Raw genomic sequence first — 16,480 nt, forward strand, 5'->3', positions numbered from 1 at the left:
CGCATTGCTCAGGCTTCGCCGTCTTCGCTGACGGCACGCGCTGGGGCATCCAGCTCTACCTTGTCGATACGCTGCAGGCCGCGCGGCAGCAGCGTGCCGCGACGTCCGCGATCGGCGCGGAACTTCTGCAGCTCTTCGCTGCGCAGCACCAGCTTGCGCTTGCCGACGTAGAGCGTAATCGCGCTGCCCGGCGGCAGGATCATCAGCCACGCCAGCTTATCGTTGCCCGCTGCGGCGTCCGCCGCCGGGATAGAGATAATTTTGTTGCCCTTGCCTTTCGACATCTGCGGCAGCTCGCCGACCGGGAACATCAGCATACGTCCCGCCTGCGTAATCGCCAGCAGCATGTCATCTTCGTGATGCACCGCCATCGGCGTCATAACGCGCGCGTTCTCCGGCAGCGTCAGCAGCGCTTTGCCGGCGCGGTTGCGCGACACCAGATCGGCGAAGGTGCAGATAAAGCCGTAGCCGGCGTCGGACGCCATCAGCAGCTTCTGCTCGTCCGCCTCCATCAGCACCTGCTCCACCACTGCGCCCGGCGGCGGCGTCAGCTTGCCGGTCAGCGGCTCGCCCTGCCCGCGCGCCGACGGCAGCGAGGTGGGATCGAGCGTATAGCTGCGTCCGGTGGAGTCGATAAAGGCGACCGGCTGGTTGCTCTTACCGCGCGCCGCCGCCAGATAGCTGTCGCCCGCTTTGTAGCTCAGTCCTGACGGATCGATATCGTGGCCCTTGGCGCTGCGCACCCAGCCCATCTGCGACAGGACGATAGTGACCGGCTCGGACGGCACCAGTTCGTTTTCGCTCAGCGCTTTGGCCTCTTCGCGCTCGTGGAGCGGCGAACGGCGATCGTCGCCATAGGCGGCGGCGTCCGCCTGCAGCTCTTTCTTCAGCAGGGTATTCATCTTGCGCTCAGAGGCGAGGATCGCCTGAATCTGATCGCGCTCTTTTTCCAGCTCGCTCTGCTCGCCGCGGATCTTCATCTCTTCCAGCTTCGCCAGGTGGCGCAGCTTCAGCTCGAGGATCGCTTCCGCCTGGGTTTCGCTGATGCCGAAGCGCGACATCAGCACCGGCTTAGGCTCATCCTCGCTGCGGATGATATGAATCACCTCGTCGATATTGAGGAAGGCGACCAGCAGGCCCTCAAGGATGTGCAGACGACGCAGCACGCGCTCAAGGCGATGGTTAAGACGACGCTTAACGGTGTCGCGGCGGAACACCAGCCATTCCGACAGGATCTCCAGCAGGTTTTTCACCGCCGGGCGGTTGTCGAGGCCGATCATGTTGAGGTTAACGCGGTAGCTCTTTTCGAGATCGGTGGTAGCGAACAGGTGATGCATCACCTGATCGAGATCCACGCGGTTCGAACGCGGCACGATCACCAGGCGGGTCGGGTTTTCGTGATCCGACTCGTCGCGCAGGTCTTCCACCATTGGTAGTTTTTTATTGCGCATCTGAGCGGCGATCTGCTCCAGCACGCGCGCGCCCGAAACCTGGTGTGGCAGCGCGGTGATCACCACCTCGCCATCCTCTTTTTTCCACACCGCGCGCTGGCGAATAGAGCCGCGGCCGGTCTGGTAAATTTTACGGATCTCGTCGCGCGGCGTGATGATCTCCGCCTCGGTGGGATAATCGGGGCCCTGTACGATATCCAGCAGCGCGTCGAGGCTGGTGTTCGGCTTATCGATCAGGGCGATCGCCGCCTGCGCCACTTCGCGCAGGTTGTGCGGCGGAATGTCGGTCGCCATGCCGACGGCGATGCCGGTCGTGCCGTTCAGCAGAATGTTCGGCAGCCGCGCGGGCAGCATTTTCGGTTCTTGCATCGTGCCGTCGAAGTTCGGCACGAAGTCCACCGTGCCCTGGCCCAGCTCGCCGAGCAGCACTTCCGCATATTTAGAGAGGCGGGATTCGGTATAGCGCATCGCCGCGAAGGATTTCGGATCGTCAGGCGCGCCCCAGTTGCCCTGGCCATCCACCAGCGGATAGCGATAGGAGAACGGCTGCGCCATCAGCACCATCGCTTCGTAGCAGGCGCTGTCGCCGTGCGGATGGTATTTACCCAGCACGTCGCCCACGGTACGCGCGGATTTCTTGAATTTGGCGCTGGCGCTCAGGCCGAGCTCCGACATGGCGTACACGATACGGCGCTGTACCGGCTTCAGTCCGTCGCCGATATAGGGCAAGGCGCGGTCCATGATGACGTACATCGAGTAGTTCAGGTACGCGTTTTCGGTAAATGTATGCAGGGCAAGACGCTCTGCACCATCCTGCGTCAATTCACTCATTGAATTTTTATCCTCACTTCGTGTCCCGCAATGGCGAAACACCCGGCGGTTATTTGGCGAGGATAGTACCTCAATCGCCAGAATTAGTCACAGGGGAAGCGCAGTGCGGCCCAGGATTGCCGGCCGCGACTATCAGCGCGCCGCGCCCATCCACTGCGCCGCGATACGCCCATATTCGCCGGTAGCGGTGGCGAGGTGCAGCCACTGATCGATGTAGGCTTTCCAGCTCATATCGTCGCGCGGGATCATGTAGGCTTTTTCGCCGTACTGCAGCGGCGCCTGCGGATTAATGGCGCAGAGCTGCGGGTAGCGCTGCTGCTGATAGAGCGCTTCGGAGGCGTCGGTGATCATCACGTCGGCCTTTCCGTCCACCAGCTGCTGGAAAATCGTGACGTTATCGTGGAACAGGGTCAGCGTCGCCTGCGGCAGATGGCTGTGGACAAAGGCTTCGTTGGTGCCGCCCGCCGGTTCGATCACCCGCACCGCCGGCGCGTTAAGCTGCTCGACCGTGCTGTATTTCGCCTTGTCGGCGCAGCGCACCAGCGGGATCTTGCCGTCGACGCCGAGCGGCTGGGCGAACCAGGCGATCTGCTGGCGCTTCAGCGTCACCGACACGCCGCCCAGCGCGATATCGCACTGTTTCTGTTTAAAATCCTGCGACAGGGTTTTCCAGCTGGTCGGCACCCAGCTGATCGTCGCGTCCAGACTGGCGGCCAGCGACTGCGCCATGCTGATATCCAGCCCTTCGTACTGGCCGTCCGGGCGCAGGTAGGTGTAGGGCTTGTAGTCGCCGGTGGTGCAGACCTTCAGAGTTTTGCTGGCGAGGATCTGATCCAGACGGGAGTCCGCCTGCGCGACGACGCTGGCCAGCAGCAGCGCGCTGATAAGGTATGTGCGCATTATTGTTCTTCTGTTTGACGTGATGAGTGTTGTCGGAGTGTGTCATAAGCCGCTGGATTATTGCTTCCAGCGCAAAAGTCTTGTGATCTGAATCCCATTTTTCCGCCGCCGCTAAGGGCGTAGAGTAACCCTCTATTGCAACACACATGAGATTAGCGAATGAACATTCTGATTATCGACGGCGGTAAAACCTTCGCCCACTCCAAAGGCGAGCTGAACCATACCCTGACCGAGGTGGCGGCCAGCCAGCTGCGCGATTTAGGCCATCAGGTTAACGTTACCCTGGCCGACAGCGACTATGTTATCGCGGACGAAGTGCAGAAGTATCTCGACAGCGACGTGGTGATTTACCAGATGCCGGGCTGGTGGATGGGCGAACCCTGGACGGTGAAGCGCTATATCGACGAAGTCTTTACCGAAGGCCACGGCTCGCTCTACGCCAGCGACGGCCGCTCGCGCGCCGACGCCAGCAAAAAATATGGCTCGGGCGGCCTGCTGCAGGGTAAAAAATATATGCTGTCGCTGACCTGGAACGCGCCGCTGGAGGCTTTTACCGATCCCGATCAGTTCTTTGAAGGCGTCGGCGTCGACGGTCTCTATCTGCACTTCCATAAAGCCAACCAGTTCCTGGGCATGGACCCGCTGCCGACCTTTATCTGTAACGACGTCATTAAGATGCCGGACGTGCCGCGCGATATCGCACGTTATCGGACACATCTCAGCGAGATCTTTGCTTAACTGACAGCGGACCCGCAAACAAGGAGACGGACATGCTAACGGTAGTGGCTGAAATTTGTATTAAACCAGGACATCGCAACAAAGTGCTGGAGGCGATCAAGTCGCTTATCCCCTCGGTGCTGGCCGAAGAGGGCTGCCATCAGTACGACGCGCTGGTCGATCATCAGGCGCAGGTGCCGTGGAAGCAGAATTCGCCCGACTCCATTTTTATGCTGGAGCAGTGGGAGTCGCTGCGCCACCTGGAGCAGCATCAGCAGATGCCGCACATGGAAACGCATCGCGAAAAGATTAAAGACGACGTGCTGGACGTGAAGATTCTGGTGCTGGAACCGACCGCCTGACGTCACAGGCTGTTACGCGCCGCGCGCCTCAGGACGCGCGGCTTTTTTTTGTCAGAACAGCGCCTGCGAGGCGATCTCCTGATGGAGAAAGTCGAGAAAACAGGTAATGCGCGACGCCAGCTCCGCGTTGCGGTAGTAAACGGCATGCACGGGCAGCCTGACGTCGTGCGTCTGCTGCACCAGCACCTCTTTTAACCGACCGGCGGCGAGATCCTGATGGCTGACGAAGTCGGATATGCGCGCAATGCCCTGGCCCGCCAGCGCGAGCTGGCGAATGATTTCGCCGCTGGAAGCGGCAATGGTCGGCTGAATGCGCAGCAGCTCGCCTTCACGCTGCCAGACGGGCCAGACGTTATGCATCTCCAGCTGGCTGAAGCCGATAAGCTGATGCTGCGCCAGCGCCTCGACGCTCTGCGGTTCGCCATATTTCTGCAGATAGGCGGGGCTGGCCAGCAGCCGAACCCGGCTGCTGCCGAGCATTCGGGCGCGCATGGTGGAATCCCGCAGCTCGCCGATGCGAATAGCGATATCAGTCTGCTGCTCCAGCAGATCGATCACGATGTCGTCGGTATTGAGCTCCAGCTGGATCAGCGGATAGCGCTGCCGGAACGCGCCGATCAGCGGCACGACGACGTGCTGCATAAAAGGCGCGGCGGCGTTGATGCGCAGGCGGCCAGAAGGCGTCTCCCGGCGTCGGGCGATCTGCTCTTCCGCCTGTTCGACGGAGAGCAAAATCTGGCGTGCATGGGTCAGGAAAAGCTGGCCCTCTTCGGTCAGGGCCAGCCGCCGCGTGGTGCGGTGCAGCAAGGTGCTGTTGAGTTTGGCTTCGAGGCGGCTCAGGGCGCGGCTCACGCCTGAACTGGTTTGATCCAGCAGCTCCGCCGCCGAGGTAATGGAACCGCAGTCCGCCACCGCCACCAGCACGCGCAGCTCTTCCAGCGTGACTTTCATCGTCTACTCCGGGTGCGCGGCGGACGCGCGATTCAGGCCGCAGCCCGGGATCGCGCGACGCGCCGCAGCGCGATGATTACACTTCGATATCGGCCATATCGCCTTTTTCTTGCAGCCAGTTGCGGCGATCTTCCGAGCGCTTCTTGGCCAGCAGCATATCCATCACGCGCAGCGTCTGCTCGATGTCGCTATCGTCCACCGTTAGCTGCACCAGGCGGCGCGTATTGGGGTCGAGGGTAGTTTCGCGCAGCTGCAGCGGGTTCATCTCGCCCAGCCCTTTAAAGCGCTGCACGTTCGGCTTGCCTTTCTTGCGCTTGAGCTGCTCCAGCACACCCTCTTTCTCATCTTCGTCGAGGGCGTAATAGACCTCTTTGCCGAGATCGATACGGTAGAGCGGCGGCATCGCGACATAAACGTGACCGCCTTTCACCAGCGAGCGGAAGTGCTTCACAAACAGCGCGCACAGCAGCGTGGCGATATGCAGGCCGTCCGAGTCCGCATCGGCGAGGATGCAGATCTTGCCGTAGCGCAGCTGGCTGAGATCTTCGCTGTCGGGATCGATGCCGATCGCCACGGAGATGTCATGCACCTCCTGCGACGCCAGCACTTCGTCGGAAGAGACTTCCCAGGTGTTGAGGATCTTGCCTTTGAGCGGCATGATCGCCTGATATTCGCGATCGCGCGCCTGCTTGGCGGATCCGCCTGCGGAGTCCCCTTCCACGAGGAAAAGCTCGGTTTTATTTAGATCCTGCGCGGTGCAGTCCGCCAGCTTGCCCGGCAGCGCCGGTCCGCTGGTGAGCTTTTTGCGCACCACTTTTTTCGCCGCGCGCATACGGCGCTGCGCGCTGGAGATCGCCAGCTCGGCAAGCTGCTCCGCCGCCTGCACGTTCTGATTGAGCCACAGGCTGAAGGCGTCTTTCACCACCGCCGAGACAAAGGCGGCGCACTGGCGCGACGACAGACGCTCTTTGGTCTGTCCGGCGAACTGCGGATCCTGCATCTTCACCGACAGCACGTAAGCGCAGCGATCCCAGATATCTTCCGCCGACAGCTTCACGCCGCGCGGCAGGATATTGCGGTATTCGCAGAACTCGCGCATCGCGTCGAGCAGCCCCTGACGCAGACCGTTGACGTGCGTGCCGCCCTGCATGGTCGGGATGAGGTTGACGTAGCTTTCGGTCAGCAGTTCGCCGCCTTCCGGCAGCCACAGCAGCGCCCAGTCGACCGCTTCCGTGTCACCCGAGAAGCTGCCGACGAACGGTTTTTCCGGCAGCGTCGGCAGGCCGTTGACCGCTTCGCACAGGTAGTCGGTGAGGCCGTCTTCGTAGCACCAGCGCTGTTCGGTATTGTTGACCTTGTCTTTGAAGACGATCTCCACGCCGGGACAGAGCACCGCTTTGGCCTTCAGCAGATGGGAGAGGCGGGAAACCGAGAAGCGCGGGCTGTCGAAGAAGCTTTCGTCAGGCCAGAAGTGGACGCTGGTGCCGGTGTTGCGCTTCGCCACCGTGCCGGTTTTGGTCAGCTCCTGCACCTTCTCGCCGTTCTCGAACGCGATGTTGTAGACCTCGCCGTTGCGGCGCACCGTGACCTCGACGCGCTTCGACAGGGCGTTGACCACGGAGATGCCGACGCCGTGCAGGCCGCCTGAGAACTGATAGTTTTTGCTGGAGAATTTGCCGCCTGCATGCAGACGACACAGGATCAGCTCGACCGCAGGCACGCCCTCTTCCGGGTGAATATCGACCGGCATGCCGCGCCCGTCGTCGATGACCTCCAGCGACTGATCGGCGTGCAGGATCACTTCGACCCGTTTGGCATGGCCCGCCAGCGCCTCATCGACGCTGTTATCAATGACTTCCTGACCCAGATGGTTAGGACGCGTCGTATCGGTGTACATGCCGGGACGACGGCGAACCGGCTCAAGGCCGGTCAGAACCTCAATAGCATCCGCGTTATAGCTTGATTGACTCATGATAAGTTTCTAATCAGAAGCGTGAAATTATGTGCAATTTCCACGAGTTAGTCGTGATTCAGACCCAGAAAGTCCAGAATCTGCGGGAAATAGCGCTCGAATCCGATAAACGCATGATTGCCGCCCTGCTCTACCGTTTGTCGGCACGCGCTGTAGTAGTCGAGCGCCTGGCGGTAATCAAGCACTTCGTCGCCCGTTTGTTGCAGCAGCCAGAGTAAATCGGGCGCTTCCAGCGGGTCAATCTGCATGACTTTCAGATCGTAAATGTGGCGAGACTCTAACACATATTGCTGGCCGGTGTAGGGATTCTGGTTCACCCCAAGGTAATCCGCCAGCAGCTCGAAAGGACGCACCGCCGGATTGACCACCACGGCGGGCAGCATAAAACACTGGGAGATCCAGGTGGCGAGATAGCCGCCCAGCGAGGAGCCGATTAAGCCGAGCGGCTGGCCGCTCAGGGCCATTACTTTCTCTTCCAGCAGCGCGGCGGCGTCGGCGGGAAAAGCGGGCAGCTGCGGCACGATCACCTCGATATGGGGATGCGTCGCCGCCATCCACTGCTGCAGCTGCGTCGCCTTGGCGGAGCGCGGCGAGCTGTTGAAACCATGCAGATAGAGCAGCGCCGCCATGCGTCAGTATCCGTCCGATTCCAGGTCCGGCCGAAACGCGTCGGTTTGCAGCCGTTCCACTTCGGTTGCGAAAGAGCCGTCCGGATAGAGGGTAAACCAGCGCCAGCCGGGGGCGACGGTGTCGATGGTGAAGCTGGTGCAGTGCGGTTTGAACTGCACGCAGGTCGAGGGCGTCGCCAGCACGCGGCGGCCGCGCCAGTCGATATCCAGCTCCTGATGAATATGGCCGCACACCAGGGTGCGCGCTAAAGGATAGTGTTGCAGCACCGCGTCGAGCTGATGGGAATTGCGCAGGCTGTGCTGATCGAGCCAGGTGCAGCCGCTGGCCAGCGGGTGATGATGCAGCACCACCAGCGTGTGGCGCTGCGGATAGAGCGCCAGGGTTTTATCGAGCCACTCCAGCTGATAGTCGCTCAACATGCCGTGCGGCACGCCAAACACCTGGCTGTCGAGCATCACCAGCTGCCAGTGGTCGCCGAGCAGCACATGCTTGCGGGCGTCGATCTTCGCCTCGGCCAGCGTGTCGACCATCGCCGGCTGGAAATCATGATTGCCCGGCAGCCAGACGCAGGGTTTCGGCAGGCGTGCGATGCCCTCAGCGAAGTGCTGATAGGCTTCGACAGAGTGATCCTGAGCGAGATCGCCGGTGGCGATAATCAGATCGTACTCGCGCTGCTGCGCCGCAATGGCGTCCAGCACCGCGTCATAACTCGCCCAGGTATTCACGCCCAGCAGCGATTCATTTTTTCCAGCGAAAAGGTGGGTGTCCGTGATTTGCAAAATCCTGATCCCGGCCCCATTCGCCGCAGGAAGTGTTAGCAGGCTATCCAAAGCGTTTCCTTCGTCTCCACGCCGAATAATGCATTATCTGTGCGATCAGCAGACCGGCGCCGCCATCGCGCCCTGTGCCAGACAGTAACGCAACCAGTCTGCCAGAAACTGGTTGATCTGATGTTTCTCGTCGCGCTGATGCAATTTTTTATTAGGATAATCATAGCGCGCTTTAAAGCGATAGATCTGCTGTGTTGAACACACTTCGGCGACCAGCGCGTCATGATAGAGCCGCACCGACATAGAAGGCAGGCTCCAGTAGCTGACGGTCGGCGCCACCTGGCGGATCTCCACCAGCGTGGTGTAGCGCGTGGACTCTTCTATGGTCAACTGATAGCGGGCGCCTTTTACCTGATAGACCACCGACGCGCCAGCCTCGTCGCTGCGCGGCAGCAAACGACGCAGCTGGGCGAAATTGGTTTCGCAAAGCCGCATCATTTCGGGGAAATCAGGGATATAGCGCTGTTTCATTTTAGCTTCCACTCTTCTCGTAGTTTTTCATGGTGCAACGCCAGCCATTGCAGAGCGATGACAGACGCCGCGTTGTCGATAATCCCCTCTTCCACCCAGCGGTAAGCCTGTTCGCGGCTTACCACATGCACAAGAATATCCTCATTCTCTTCCTCCAGACCGTGGCATCCTTTTGCCAGGCTGGCATCCACTTCTCCCACCAGGATCGACAAGCGTTCGCTGGTGCCGCCAGGGCTGGCGAGGTAGTTTAACACGGGTTTAACCCTACCGACGGTCAGGCCCGCTTCTTCTACGGCCTCGCGTCGCACCACATCTTCGGCGCTTTCGTTAGGCTCGATAATGCCCGCCACCATTTCCAGCAGCCAGGGCGTTTCGCTGACGTCAAAGGCGGGAATGCGGATCTGTTCGATCAGCACCACTTCGTCGCGTAAGGGATCATAGGGTAGCAGCACCGCGGCGTGCCCACGCTCGAAAACTTCGCGCACCACCTCGTTGCTCATTTCGCCGTTAAAGCGGCGGTGGCGAAACCGGTAACGAACAATGGAAAAAAAACCTTTCCAGGCGGTTTCGCGTGCAATAATTTCTACATCGTTTTTTGTAAAAGTCACTGGAGATTTTTTTTCGCCGCTCATCGTCGGGCTCCTTATGCAGATTGGGACGGAGCGGCAAAAAGCCAACCATAGGTCTCCATCCGAGTGGTTCTTTCTGAATTATTTACGTAAATTAGGGGGAGAAGGCACGTTCAGCCAACTTATCTCACAGTCGCACTCTGCTAGAATCTGCGATTATTTTTTGGCTTATCCGGCAGCGCTACCCCTGTAATTTGCTGCAACAAAAGGAATGCAAATGAAAAAACTGCTCCCACTTCTCATTGGGCTGAGCCTGGCCGGTTTCAGCCTTGCCAGTCAGGCAGAGGACCTGCTGCAGGTCTATCAACAAGCGCGTCTGAGCAACCCGGATTTACGCAGCTCCGCAGCTACCCGCGACGCCGCCTTTGAAAAGATTAATGAAGCGCGCAGTCCTTTGTTGCCTCAGTTAGGTTTAGGCGCGGATTACACCTATAGCAATGGTTATCGTGACAGCAGCGGCCTTCATTCCAACACGACCAGCGGATCGCTGCAATTAACCCAGACCATTTTCGACATGTCGAAATGGCGCAACCTGACGCTGCAGGAAAAAACTGCCGGCATTCAGGATGTCACCTATCAGGTCGCGCAGCAGGATTTGATCCTGAATACCGCTACCGCCTATTTCAACGTCTTAAAGGCGATCGATACCCTTTCTTATACCGAAGCGCAAAAACAGTCGATCTATCGCGAGCTGGATCAGACTACTCAGCGCTTTAACGTCGGCCTGGTGGCGATCACCGACGTGCAGAACGCCCGCGCCCAGTACGACAGCGTGCTGGCGAACGAAGTGACCGCACGCAACAATCTCGACAATATGGTCGAGGCGCTGCGTCAGATTACCGGCAACGACTACCTTGCGCTGGCGTCGCTGAATATCGACCGTTTCAAAACCACCAAACCAGATGCGGTCAGCGCGCTGCTGAAGCAGGCGGAGAGCCGTAACCTGAACCTGCTGTCGGCGCGTCTGAACCAGGATCTGGCGCGCGAGCAGATCCGCTACGCCGAAACCGGCCATATGCCGACGCTGGATTTGACTGCGTCAACCGGTCTCTCGAACAGCAAGTATGGCGGCAGCCGCGCCAACCAGAGCGCGGGCAGCACCGACTCGATCAGCGGCACCAACCAGGTTGGCCTGAGCTTCTCGCTGCCGCTCTACAGCGGCGGCGCGGTCACCTCACAGGTGAAGCAGGCGCAGTATAACTACGTTAGCGCCAGCGAGCAGCTGGAGAGCGCGCATCGCTCCGCCGTGCAGACCGTACGCTCCTCCTACAACAACGTGAACGCCTCGGTGAGCAGCATCGAAGCCTATAAGCAGGCGGTGGTCTCCGCGCAAAGCTCGCTGGATGCGTCTGAAGCAGGTTATCAGGTCGGCACGCGCACCATCGTCGACGTGCTGGACGCGACTACCACGCTCTACAACGCTAAGCAGCAGCTCTCCGACGCGCGCTACAGCTACCTGATCAACCAGCTGAATATCAAATATGCGCTGGGTACGCTGAATGAGCAGGATCTGCAGCAGCTGAACAGCCAGCTCGGCAAAGAGATTTCGACTTCGCCGGAAAGCGTCGCGCCGGAAAATCCGCAGCAGACCGCTCGCGTTGACAACGGTCCGTCGGCGGAGCCGGCGGCTCCGACAGCGCGCCCTGCCGCCCAGCGCAGCAGCGGCAATCCGTTCCGCAATTAATCTTCAACGGGCCGCTTTGCGGCCCGTCTTGACGGTGCCAACGTGCGCGATATGGACCAATCGCAAAGTCGCAAAATCGGCATCCCAGCCTGCTCGACACGCGCCCTCCCTGGCGCGTGACGCTTTGCTCTTCGGTCCACATCACACCCGTTTCGAATTTCAGCCGCTGGCCATAACGGCCGCTTTGCGGCCCGTCTCGCCGTTAAACGTATAACAACGTAAAGATCCTTTCCTCATCAGGCCCTCAGCTTCATTTTCCACCAGCGATCCCCTATCCTGAGCATCACCTTTGGGCACAGGACGACAACGATGAAACGGACAAAAAATATTCGCCATGCCGCTTTCCGTAAAAGCTGGCAGGCACGCCATTTAACGCCGGTCGCATTGGCCATCGCTGCGGTATTTACCCTGGCGGGCTGCGAACAGAGCGATGAAACGGTCTCGATGTATCAGAACGCGGATGACTGCAGCAAGGCCAATCCAGGCCAGAGCGCGCAGTGCACCACCGCCTACAACAACGCGCTGAAAGAAGCGGAGCGCACCGCGCCGAAATACGCCTCGCGCGAAGACTGCGTTGCGGAGTTCGGCGAGAACCAGTGCCAGCAGACGCCGGCGCAGGCTGGCGTCGGCACCACGCAGAATGCCGAAGCGCAGCAGAGCGGCAGCTTCTGGATGCCGTTAATGGCGGGCTACATGATGGGACGCCTGATGGGCGGCGGCGCGGGCTTCGCTCAGCAGCCGCTCTTCTCTCCGCGCACCCCGAACAGCTCGGCGAACGGCCAGTTTGTTGACGCGTCAGGCAAAAACTATGGCGCCGCCACTTCCGGCCGCACCATGAACGTGCCGAAAACCGCGCTGGCGCCGAAACCGGCCACCACCTCGACCATCACGCGCGGCGGCTTTGGCGAAACGGTCGCGAAGCAGAACAGCATGGCGCGCAGCAGCGCTACCGGCACCTCCAGCCGTTCGCTGGGAGGCTGAAGCCGTTATGCAACGCATTGCAATCAACGAGCGTCCCTACTGGCGCGAAAAAGCCACGGAATACGGCTTTCGTTTTCACACCATGCACGGCGAGCCGTACTGGTGCGAAGATGCCTACTACCAGTTCACGCTGGCGCAGATAGATAAGCTGGAAGCGACCACGGCGGAGCTGCACCAGATGTGTCTGCAGGTAGTGGAGAAAGTGGTGGCCAGCGAGCAGCTGCTGGAAAAATTCCGCATTCCGAAGCACACCTGGGATTTCGTGCGCGACTCATGGAAACAGCGCCAGCCGTCGCTCTACTCGCGTCTCGATCTCGCCTGGGACGGTCAGGGCGACGCTAAGCTGCTGGAAAACAATGCGGACACGCCGACCTCGCTTTACGAAGCGGCCTTCTTTCAGTGGATCTGGCTGGAAGATCAGCTCAACGCCGGTCAGCTGCCGCCGGGCAGCGATCAGTTCAACAGCCTGCAGGAGAAGCTGATCGAGCGTTTCGCCGCGCTGCATCAGCAGCACGGCTTTCAGTGGCTGCATTTCGCCTGCTGTCGCGATACCGAAGAGGATCGCGGCACGGTGCAGTATCTGCAGGACTGCGCCACCGAAGCGGGCTTGCCGAGCGAATTCCTCTATATCGACGAGATCGGCCTTGGCGACAAAGGTCAGTTCACCGACGTGCAGGATCAGGTGATCAGCAACCTGTTCAAGCTCTATCCGTGGGAGTTTATGCTGCGCGAGATCTTCTCCACCAAGCTGGCGGATGCGGGCGTGCGCTGGCTGGAGCCGGCCTGGAAAAGCATCGTCTCCAACAAGGCGCTGCTGCCGATGCTGTGGCAGATGTTCCCCAATCACCCTAACCTGCTGCCCGCTTATTTCGCCGAAGACAACGTGCCGCACATGGATAAATATGTGGTGAAGCCGCTGTTCTCGCGTGAAGGCGCCAATATTCGCATCGTGGAAAAGGGTCAGGAGATTGCGCGCGTCGACGGGCCTTACGGCGAAGAGGGCATGATCGTGCAGCAGTTCTGCCCGCTGCCGAAGTTCGGCGACAGCTACACGCTGATCGGCAGCTGGCTGATAGACGATCAGCCGGCCGGTATCGGCCTGCGCGAGGATCGCGACCTGATCACTCAGGATCTTTCGCGCTTCTATCCCCACGCTTTTGTCGAATAAACAGAGCGGGCCACCCCGGCCCGCCTTCGCTTAGCCTACCTGCACCGACAGCATGCTGATAGCGCCCATCTCCAGGCCCTCTACCGGCACGGTCACCGGCTCGCCGGCCTGACGCGCGCCCAGCACATAGAGCAGCGGCAGGTAGTGTTCCGGCGTCGGATTCGACAGCGCCGCATCTGGATGCTGCATAAAGTTCACCAGCGGATGCGCCTCGGTGCTGCCCTGATAGTCCAGATTATCCCGTACGAACTGATTGAAGCGCTGCGCCCAGGGCCAGGCTTCCGCCGTTTCGTCCCAGCGCACCTTACGCAGGTTATGCACCACGTTGCCGCTGGCCACGATCATCACGCCGCTGTCGCGCAGCGCCGCCAGCTTTTTGCCCTGCTCAAAATGCCAGGCGGGCGGCTGCGTCGCATCGACGCTCAGCTGCACCACAGGAATATCGGCGTCTGGATACATCTTGATCAGCACGCCCCAGGAGCCGTGATCGAACCCCCATTCGTGGTCGAAGCGCACCGGTGTCGGCGCGAGCGCATCGGCGATCTCCTGCGCCAGCCCGGGCGAGCCCGGCGCCGGATAGCGCGTGTCGAACAGCGCCTGCGGGAAGCCGCCGAAGTCGTGAATGGTACGCGGATCTTCCATCGCCGTGACCGCCGTGCCGCGCGTGTACCAGTGTGCCGATACCGCGATAATGGCGCGCGGGCGCGGCAGCGTCTCGCCTGCATGACGCCAGGCCTGGGTGTAGCGGTTCTCTTCCAGCACGTTCATCGGGCTGCCGTGACCTAAAAACAGCGCAGGCATCGTCTGTTGCATTGTCCATCCTCACTCATTCTCAATGGGACAACGATACGCCCTTTAACAGTGCCGGAAACGCGCATAAGCATGATGAAGAGCATCAGTGAATTTGAATAACTTTTGGCCGACACTTCTTTACCAAAAATAACTCGACCTTCCGTGGGGTTATCGCTAACTTTATGCGAATGATTATCATTAAGGAGAGTGCGATGTCGGTTCCTTTGCTGCTTACCATTCTGGCTGGCGGCGCTACGTTTATCGGTGCACTATTCGGCGTGCTGGGACAAAAGCCCTCTAACCGCATGCTGGCGTTCGCGCTCGGCTTCGCCGCCGGGATCATGCTGCTGATTTCGCTGATGGAGATGCTGCCGACCGCGCTGCGTACCGAGGGGATATCGCCGATACTCGGATACGGCATGTTTATGCTGGGCCTGGTCGGCTATTTCGCACTGGATCGCCTGCTGCCGCATCAGCATCCGCAGGATCTAATGACGGCGCAGCGTCATCCGGCGAAGCTGCGCCGCACGGCGATCCTGCTGACGCTGGGCATCAGCCTGCATAACTTCCCTGAAGGCGTCGCCACCTATGTCACCGCCAGCAGCGATATGGAGCTGGGGCTGGGCATCGCGCTGGCGGTGGCGATCCACAACATTCCCGAAGGTCTGGCGGTAGCCGGCCCGATGTACGCCGCAACCGGCTCGAAAAGCAAAGCGCTATTCTGGGCCTGCGTCTCCGGCATGGCGGAGATCCTCGGCGGGTTGCTGGCGTTTGCGCTGCTCGGCCCGATGATGTCGCCGGTAGCGATCGCCGCGGTGATGGCGGCCGTCGCCGGTATTATGGTGGCGCTGTCGGTGGACGAGCTGATGCCGCTGGCGCGCGAGATCGATCCCCATAACAACCCGAGTTACGGCGTGCTCTGCGGCATGACGGTGATGGGTGCGAGCCTGGCGCTGCTGCAGGTAAGCGAGCTGGGCTAAGCGCCAGCTACAAACAAAACGGGCCGCTAAGCGGCCCGTTTTTCGTTGGTCAGCAGCGCAGCTTAGCTGGCCTGACGCGTCTCATGCGCGCGGCGATACGCCACCAGGTCTTCAATGGTGACGACCGGCATATTGTTCGCTTTGGCAAAGGTGATAGCTTCCGGCGCGTGCGCCATGGTGCCGTCGTCATTGGTCAGTTCACACAGCACGCCCGCCGGCTTAAAGCCCGCCAGCGTCACCAAATCGATGGTCGCTTCGGTATGGCCGCCGCGCGTCAGCACGCCGCCGTCGCGCGCGCGCAGCGGGAAGACGTGGCCGGGACGATTAAGATCGCTCGGCTTTGCGTTGTCAGCGATCGCTGCGCGAATGGTCGTGATGCGATCCTGCGCGGATACGCCGGTGGTGACCCCTTCAGCGGCCTCAATGGTCACGGTAAAACCGGTGCCGTAGGCGCTGGTGTTGGTCTCCACCATCATCGGCAGCTCAAGCTGCTGACGGCGTTCTTCCGTCAGGCAAAGGCAGACAATGCCGCTGCCGTGGCGAATGGTGAGCGCCATCTGCTCAACGGTCATGGTTTCCGCTGCGAAGATCATATCGCCTTCGTTTTCACGGTCTTCGTCGTCAAGCACCATCACGCCGCGTCCCTCACGGAGCGCAGCGACTGCACGTTCTACACGCTGTTCCGGCGTGCCAAATTCAGAAAGAAGCGTCTGATTCATGGTAATAAAACCTTATAAAATATATGAGTTACCAGAATCAGGGCGAGCTTAGGAGTGATGTCATCAAGACATGGCAATAACGCGAAGCGGGCGTAGCCCGGCAGATGTCGTTACCCTCTCCCATCCGGACTTTAACCGTCGGCCCCGGAATTACACCGGATCTGCTGACCTTCCCGTTGCCGGGAAGCGCTCGCGGGCTTTCAGCTCACGCTGATTTACCGCCGGTGGGGAATTTCGCCCCGCCCTGAGAATAAGCAAAATCACTATAGCGCCATTCAACAGGTCGGGCAATCAACAAAACCGCAAATGCTTTTGCATTTCCTGCCATGTCGATTTCGGGTTTAACCTTTTCGTTTCAGGCATTACACTTATCCATTATCAGGCTCCACCCCCTGCTGTCCCCAGCAACACG

Annotated in this window: 16 protein-coding genes and 1 riboswitch; of the genes, 6 read left to right on the forward strand and 10 right to left on the reverse strand. The window is 60.1% G+C overall.

The features are described 5' to 3' along the window. Nucleotides 1–8 precede the first annotated feature (8 nt). Together parC and JS46_RS14290 are read right to left on the reverse strand one after the other, a co-directional pair. Nucleotides 9–2,282: a DNA topoisomerase IV subunit A gene (parC, locus tag JS46_RS14285; RefSeq protein WP_033752453.1), complete on the reverse strand. Its 2,274-nt coding sequence runs from the start codon at nt 2,280–2,282 to the stop codon at nt 9–11. Nucleotides 2,283–2,414: 132 nt separating this feature from the next. Next, on the reverse strand, nt 2,415–3,182 hold the full coding sequence (locus tag JS46_RS14290; protein WP_051905625.1) for a transporter substrate-binding domain-containing protein: 768 nt from the start codon (nt 3,180–3,182) through the stop codon (nt 2,415–2,417). 159 nt (nt 3,183–3,341) lie between these two features. On the opposite strand from JS46_RS14290, the gene JS46_RS14295 reads away from it, so the two are divergent. Together JS46_RS14295 and JS46_RS14300 are read left to right on the forward strand one after the other, a co-directional pair. Next, complete coding sequence (locus JS46_RS14295; protein WP_033752457.1) at nt 3,342–3,920, forward strand: NAD(P)H-dependent oxidoreductase; 579 nt, start codon at nt 3,342–3,344, stop codon at nt 3,918–3,920. A 32-nt stretch (nt 3,921–3,952) separates the two neighbouring features. Further along, nucleotides 3,953–4,261: a putative quinol monooxygenase gene (locus tag JS46_RS14300; RefSeq protein ID WP_033752459.1), complete on the forward strand. Its 309-nt coding sequence runs from the start codon at nt 3,953–3,955 to the stop codon at nt 4,259–4,261. Between the two features lie 51 nt (nt 4,262–4,312). Here JS46_RS14300 and JS46_RS14305 read toward each other — a convergent pair whose 3' ends face one another. The 6 genes from JS46_RS14305 to nudF all read right to left on the reverse strand — a co-directional run bounded on the left by JS46_RS14305 (nt 4,313) and on the right by nudF (nt 9,747). Continuing rightward, on the reverse strand, nt 4,313–5,212 hold the full coding sequence (locus tag JS46_RS14305; protein WP_033752461.1) for a LysR substrate-binding domain-containing protein: 900 nt from the start codon (nt 5,210–5,212) through the stop codon (nt 4,313–4,315). A 76-nt stretch (nt 5,213–5,288) separates the two neighbouring features. After that, entirely contained in the window at nt 5,289–7,184 is a 1,896-nt protein-coding gene (gene parE, locus JS46_RS14310; protein WP_033752462.1) for a DNA topoisomerase IV subunit B, read from the reverse strand. A gap of 47 nt (nt 7,185–7,231) precedes the next feature. Then, on the reverse strand, nt 7,232–7,813 hold the full coding sequence (gene yqiA, locus JS46_RS14315) for an esterase YqiA (RefSeq protein WP_033752464.1): 582 nt from the start codon (nt 7,811–7,813) through the stop codon (nt 7,232–7,234). 3 nt (nt 7,814–7,816) lie between these two features. After that, entirely contained in the window at nt 7,817–8,644 is an 828-nt protein-coding gene (gene cpdA / locus JS46_RS14320; protein ID WP_033752466.1) for a 3',5'-cyclic-AMP phosphodiesterase, read from the reverse strand. Between the two features lie 45 nt (nt 8,645–8,689). Further along, nucleotides 8,690–9,115: a DUF1249 family protein gene (locus JS46_RS14325; RefSeq protein WP_033752467.1), complete on the reverse strand. Its 426-nt coding sequence runs from the start codon at nt 9,113–9,115 to the stop codon at nt 8,690–8,692. Further along, on the reverse strand, nt 9,112–9,747 hold the full coding sequence (nudF, locus tag JS46_RS14330) for an ADP-ribose diphosphatase (protein ID WP_033752469.1): 636 nt from the start codon (nt 9,745–9,747) through the stop codon (nt 9,112–9,114). Before nudF ends, JS46_RS14325 begins: the two co-directional genes overlap by 4 nt. A 214-nt stretch (nt 9,748–9,961) precedes the next feature. On the opposite strand from nudF, the gene tolC reads away from it, so the two are divergent. From tolC to JS46_RS14345, 3 genes are all read left to right on the forward strand, one after another. Next, entirely contained in the window at nt 9,962–11,428 is a 1,467-nt protein-coding gene (gene tolC / locus JS46_RS14335; RefSeq protein ID WP_033752470.1) for an outer membrane channel protein TolC, read from the forward strand. A 309-nt stretch (nt 11,429–11,737) separates the two neighbouring features. Beyond that, nucleotides 11,738–12,409, forward strand: a complete 672-nt coding sequence (locus JS46_RS14340) for a DUF1190 family protein (protein WP_033752472.1) — start codon at nt 11,738–11,740, stop codon at nt 12,407–12,409. Between the two features lie 7 nt (nt 12,410–12,416). Then, the gene (locus tag JS46_RS14345; RefSeq protein ID WP_033752474.1) at nt 12,417–13,577 is read left to right on the forward strand and encodes a glutathionylspermidine synthase family protein; all 1,161 of its coding nucleotides are present in this window, start codon (nt 12,417–12,419) and stop codon (nt 13,575–13,577) included. Nucleotides 13,578–13,607: 30 nt separating this feature from the next. Here JS46_RS14345 and ygiD read toward each other — a convergent pair whose 3' ends face one another. Beyond that, nucleotides 13,608–14,390, reverse strand: coding sequence for a 4,5-DOPA dioxygenase extradiol (gene ygiD, locus JS46_RS14350; RefSeq protein WP_033752476.1), 783 nt, complete (start codon nt 14,388–14,390; stop codon nt 13,608–13,610). Between the two features lie 191 nt (nt 14,391–14,581). On the opposite strand from ygiD, the gene zupT reads away from it, so the two are divergent. Further along, nucleotides 14,582–15,349 (forward strand): zinc transporter ZupT, encoded by a 768-nt coding sequence (gene zupT, locus JS46_RS14355; RefSeq protein ID WP_033752479.1) that lies wholly within the window; start codon nt 14,582–14,584, stop codon nt 15,347–15,349. Nucleotides 15,350–15,411: 62 nt separating this feature from the next. On the opposite strand, the gene ribB is transcribed toward zupT, so the two are convergent. Then, complete coding sequence (ribB, locus tag JS46_RS14360) at nt 15,412–16,068, reverse strand: 3,4-dihydroxy-2-butanone-4-phosphate synthase (RefSeq protein ID WP_033752483.1); 657 nt, start codon at nt 16,066–16,068, stop codon at nt 15,412–15,414. Between the two features lie 108 nt (nt 16,069–16,176). Further along, nucleotides 16,177–16,324: riboswitch (FMN riboswitch) on the reverse strand. Nucleotides 16,325–16,480 lie beyond the last annotated feature (156 nt).

It is taken from the genome of Pantoea sp. NGS-ED-1003, from assembly GCF_000738765.1.
Taxonomy (GTDB): Bacteria; Pseudomonadota; Gammaproteobacteria; order Enterobacterales; family Enterobacteriaceae; genus Pantoea; species Pantoea septica.

Coding starts and splice junctions, on each gene's coding strand:
- ygiD (WP_033752476.1), bottom strand. CDS start 14,390: ATGCAACAGACGATGCCTGCGCTGTTTTTAGGTCACGGCAGCCCGATG.
- JS46_RS14340 (WP_033752472.1), top strand. CDS start 11,738: ATGAAACGGACAAAAAATATTCGCCATGCCGCTTTCCGTAAAAGCTGG.
- parE (WP_033752462.1), bottom strand. CDS start 7,184: ATGAGTCAATCAAGCTATAACGCGGATGCTATTGAGGTTCTGACCGGC.
- JS46_RS14325 (WP_033752467.1), bottom strand. CDS start 9,115: ATGAAACAGCGCTATATCCCTGATTTCCCCGAAATGATGCGGCTTTGC.
- yqiA (WP_033752464.1), bottom strand. CDS start 7,813: ATGGCGGCGCTGCTCTATCTGCATGGTTTCAACAGCTCGCCGCGCTCC.
- JS46_RS14290 (WP_051905625.1), bottom strand. CDS start 3,182: ATGCGCACATACCTTATCAGCGCGCTGCTGCTGGCCAGCGTCGTCGCG.
- JS46_RS14305 (WP_033752461.1), bottom strand. CDS start 5,212: ATGAAAGTCACGCTGGAAGAGCTGCGCGTGCTGGTGGCGGTGGCGGAC.
- nudF (WP_033752469.1), bottom strand. CDS start 9,747: ATGAGCGGCGAAAAAAAATCTCCAGTGACTTTTACAAAAAACGATGTA.
- JS46_RS14295 (WP_033752457.1), top strand. CDS start 3,342: ATGAACATTCTGATTATCGACGGCGGTAAAACCTTCGCCCACTCCAAA.
- JS46_RS14345 (WP_033752474.1), top strand. CDS start 12,417: ATGCAACGCATTGCAATCAACGAGCGTCCCTACTGGCGCGAAAAAGCC.
- ribB (WP_033752483.1), bottom strand. CDS start 16,068: ATGAATCAGACGCTTCTTTCTGAATTTGGCACGCCGGAACAGCGTGTA.
- parC (WP_033752453.1), bottom strand. CDS start 2,282: ATGAGTGAATTGACGCAGGATGGTGCAGAGCGTCTTGCCCTGCATACA.
- JS46_RS14300 (WP_033752459.1), top strand. CDS start 3,953: ATGCTAACGGTAGTGGCTGAAATTTGTATTAAACCAGGACATCGCAAC.
- tolC (WP_033752470.1), top strand. CDS start 9,962: ATGAAAAAACTGCTCCCACTTCTCATTGGGCTGAGCCTGGCCGGTTTC.
- zupT (WP_033752479.1), top strand. CDS start 14,582: ATGTCGGTTCCTTTGCTGCTTACCATTCTGGCTGGCGGCGCTACGTTT.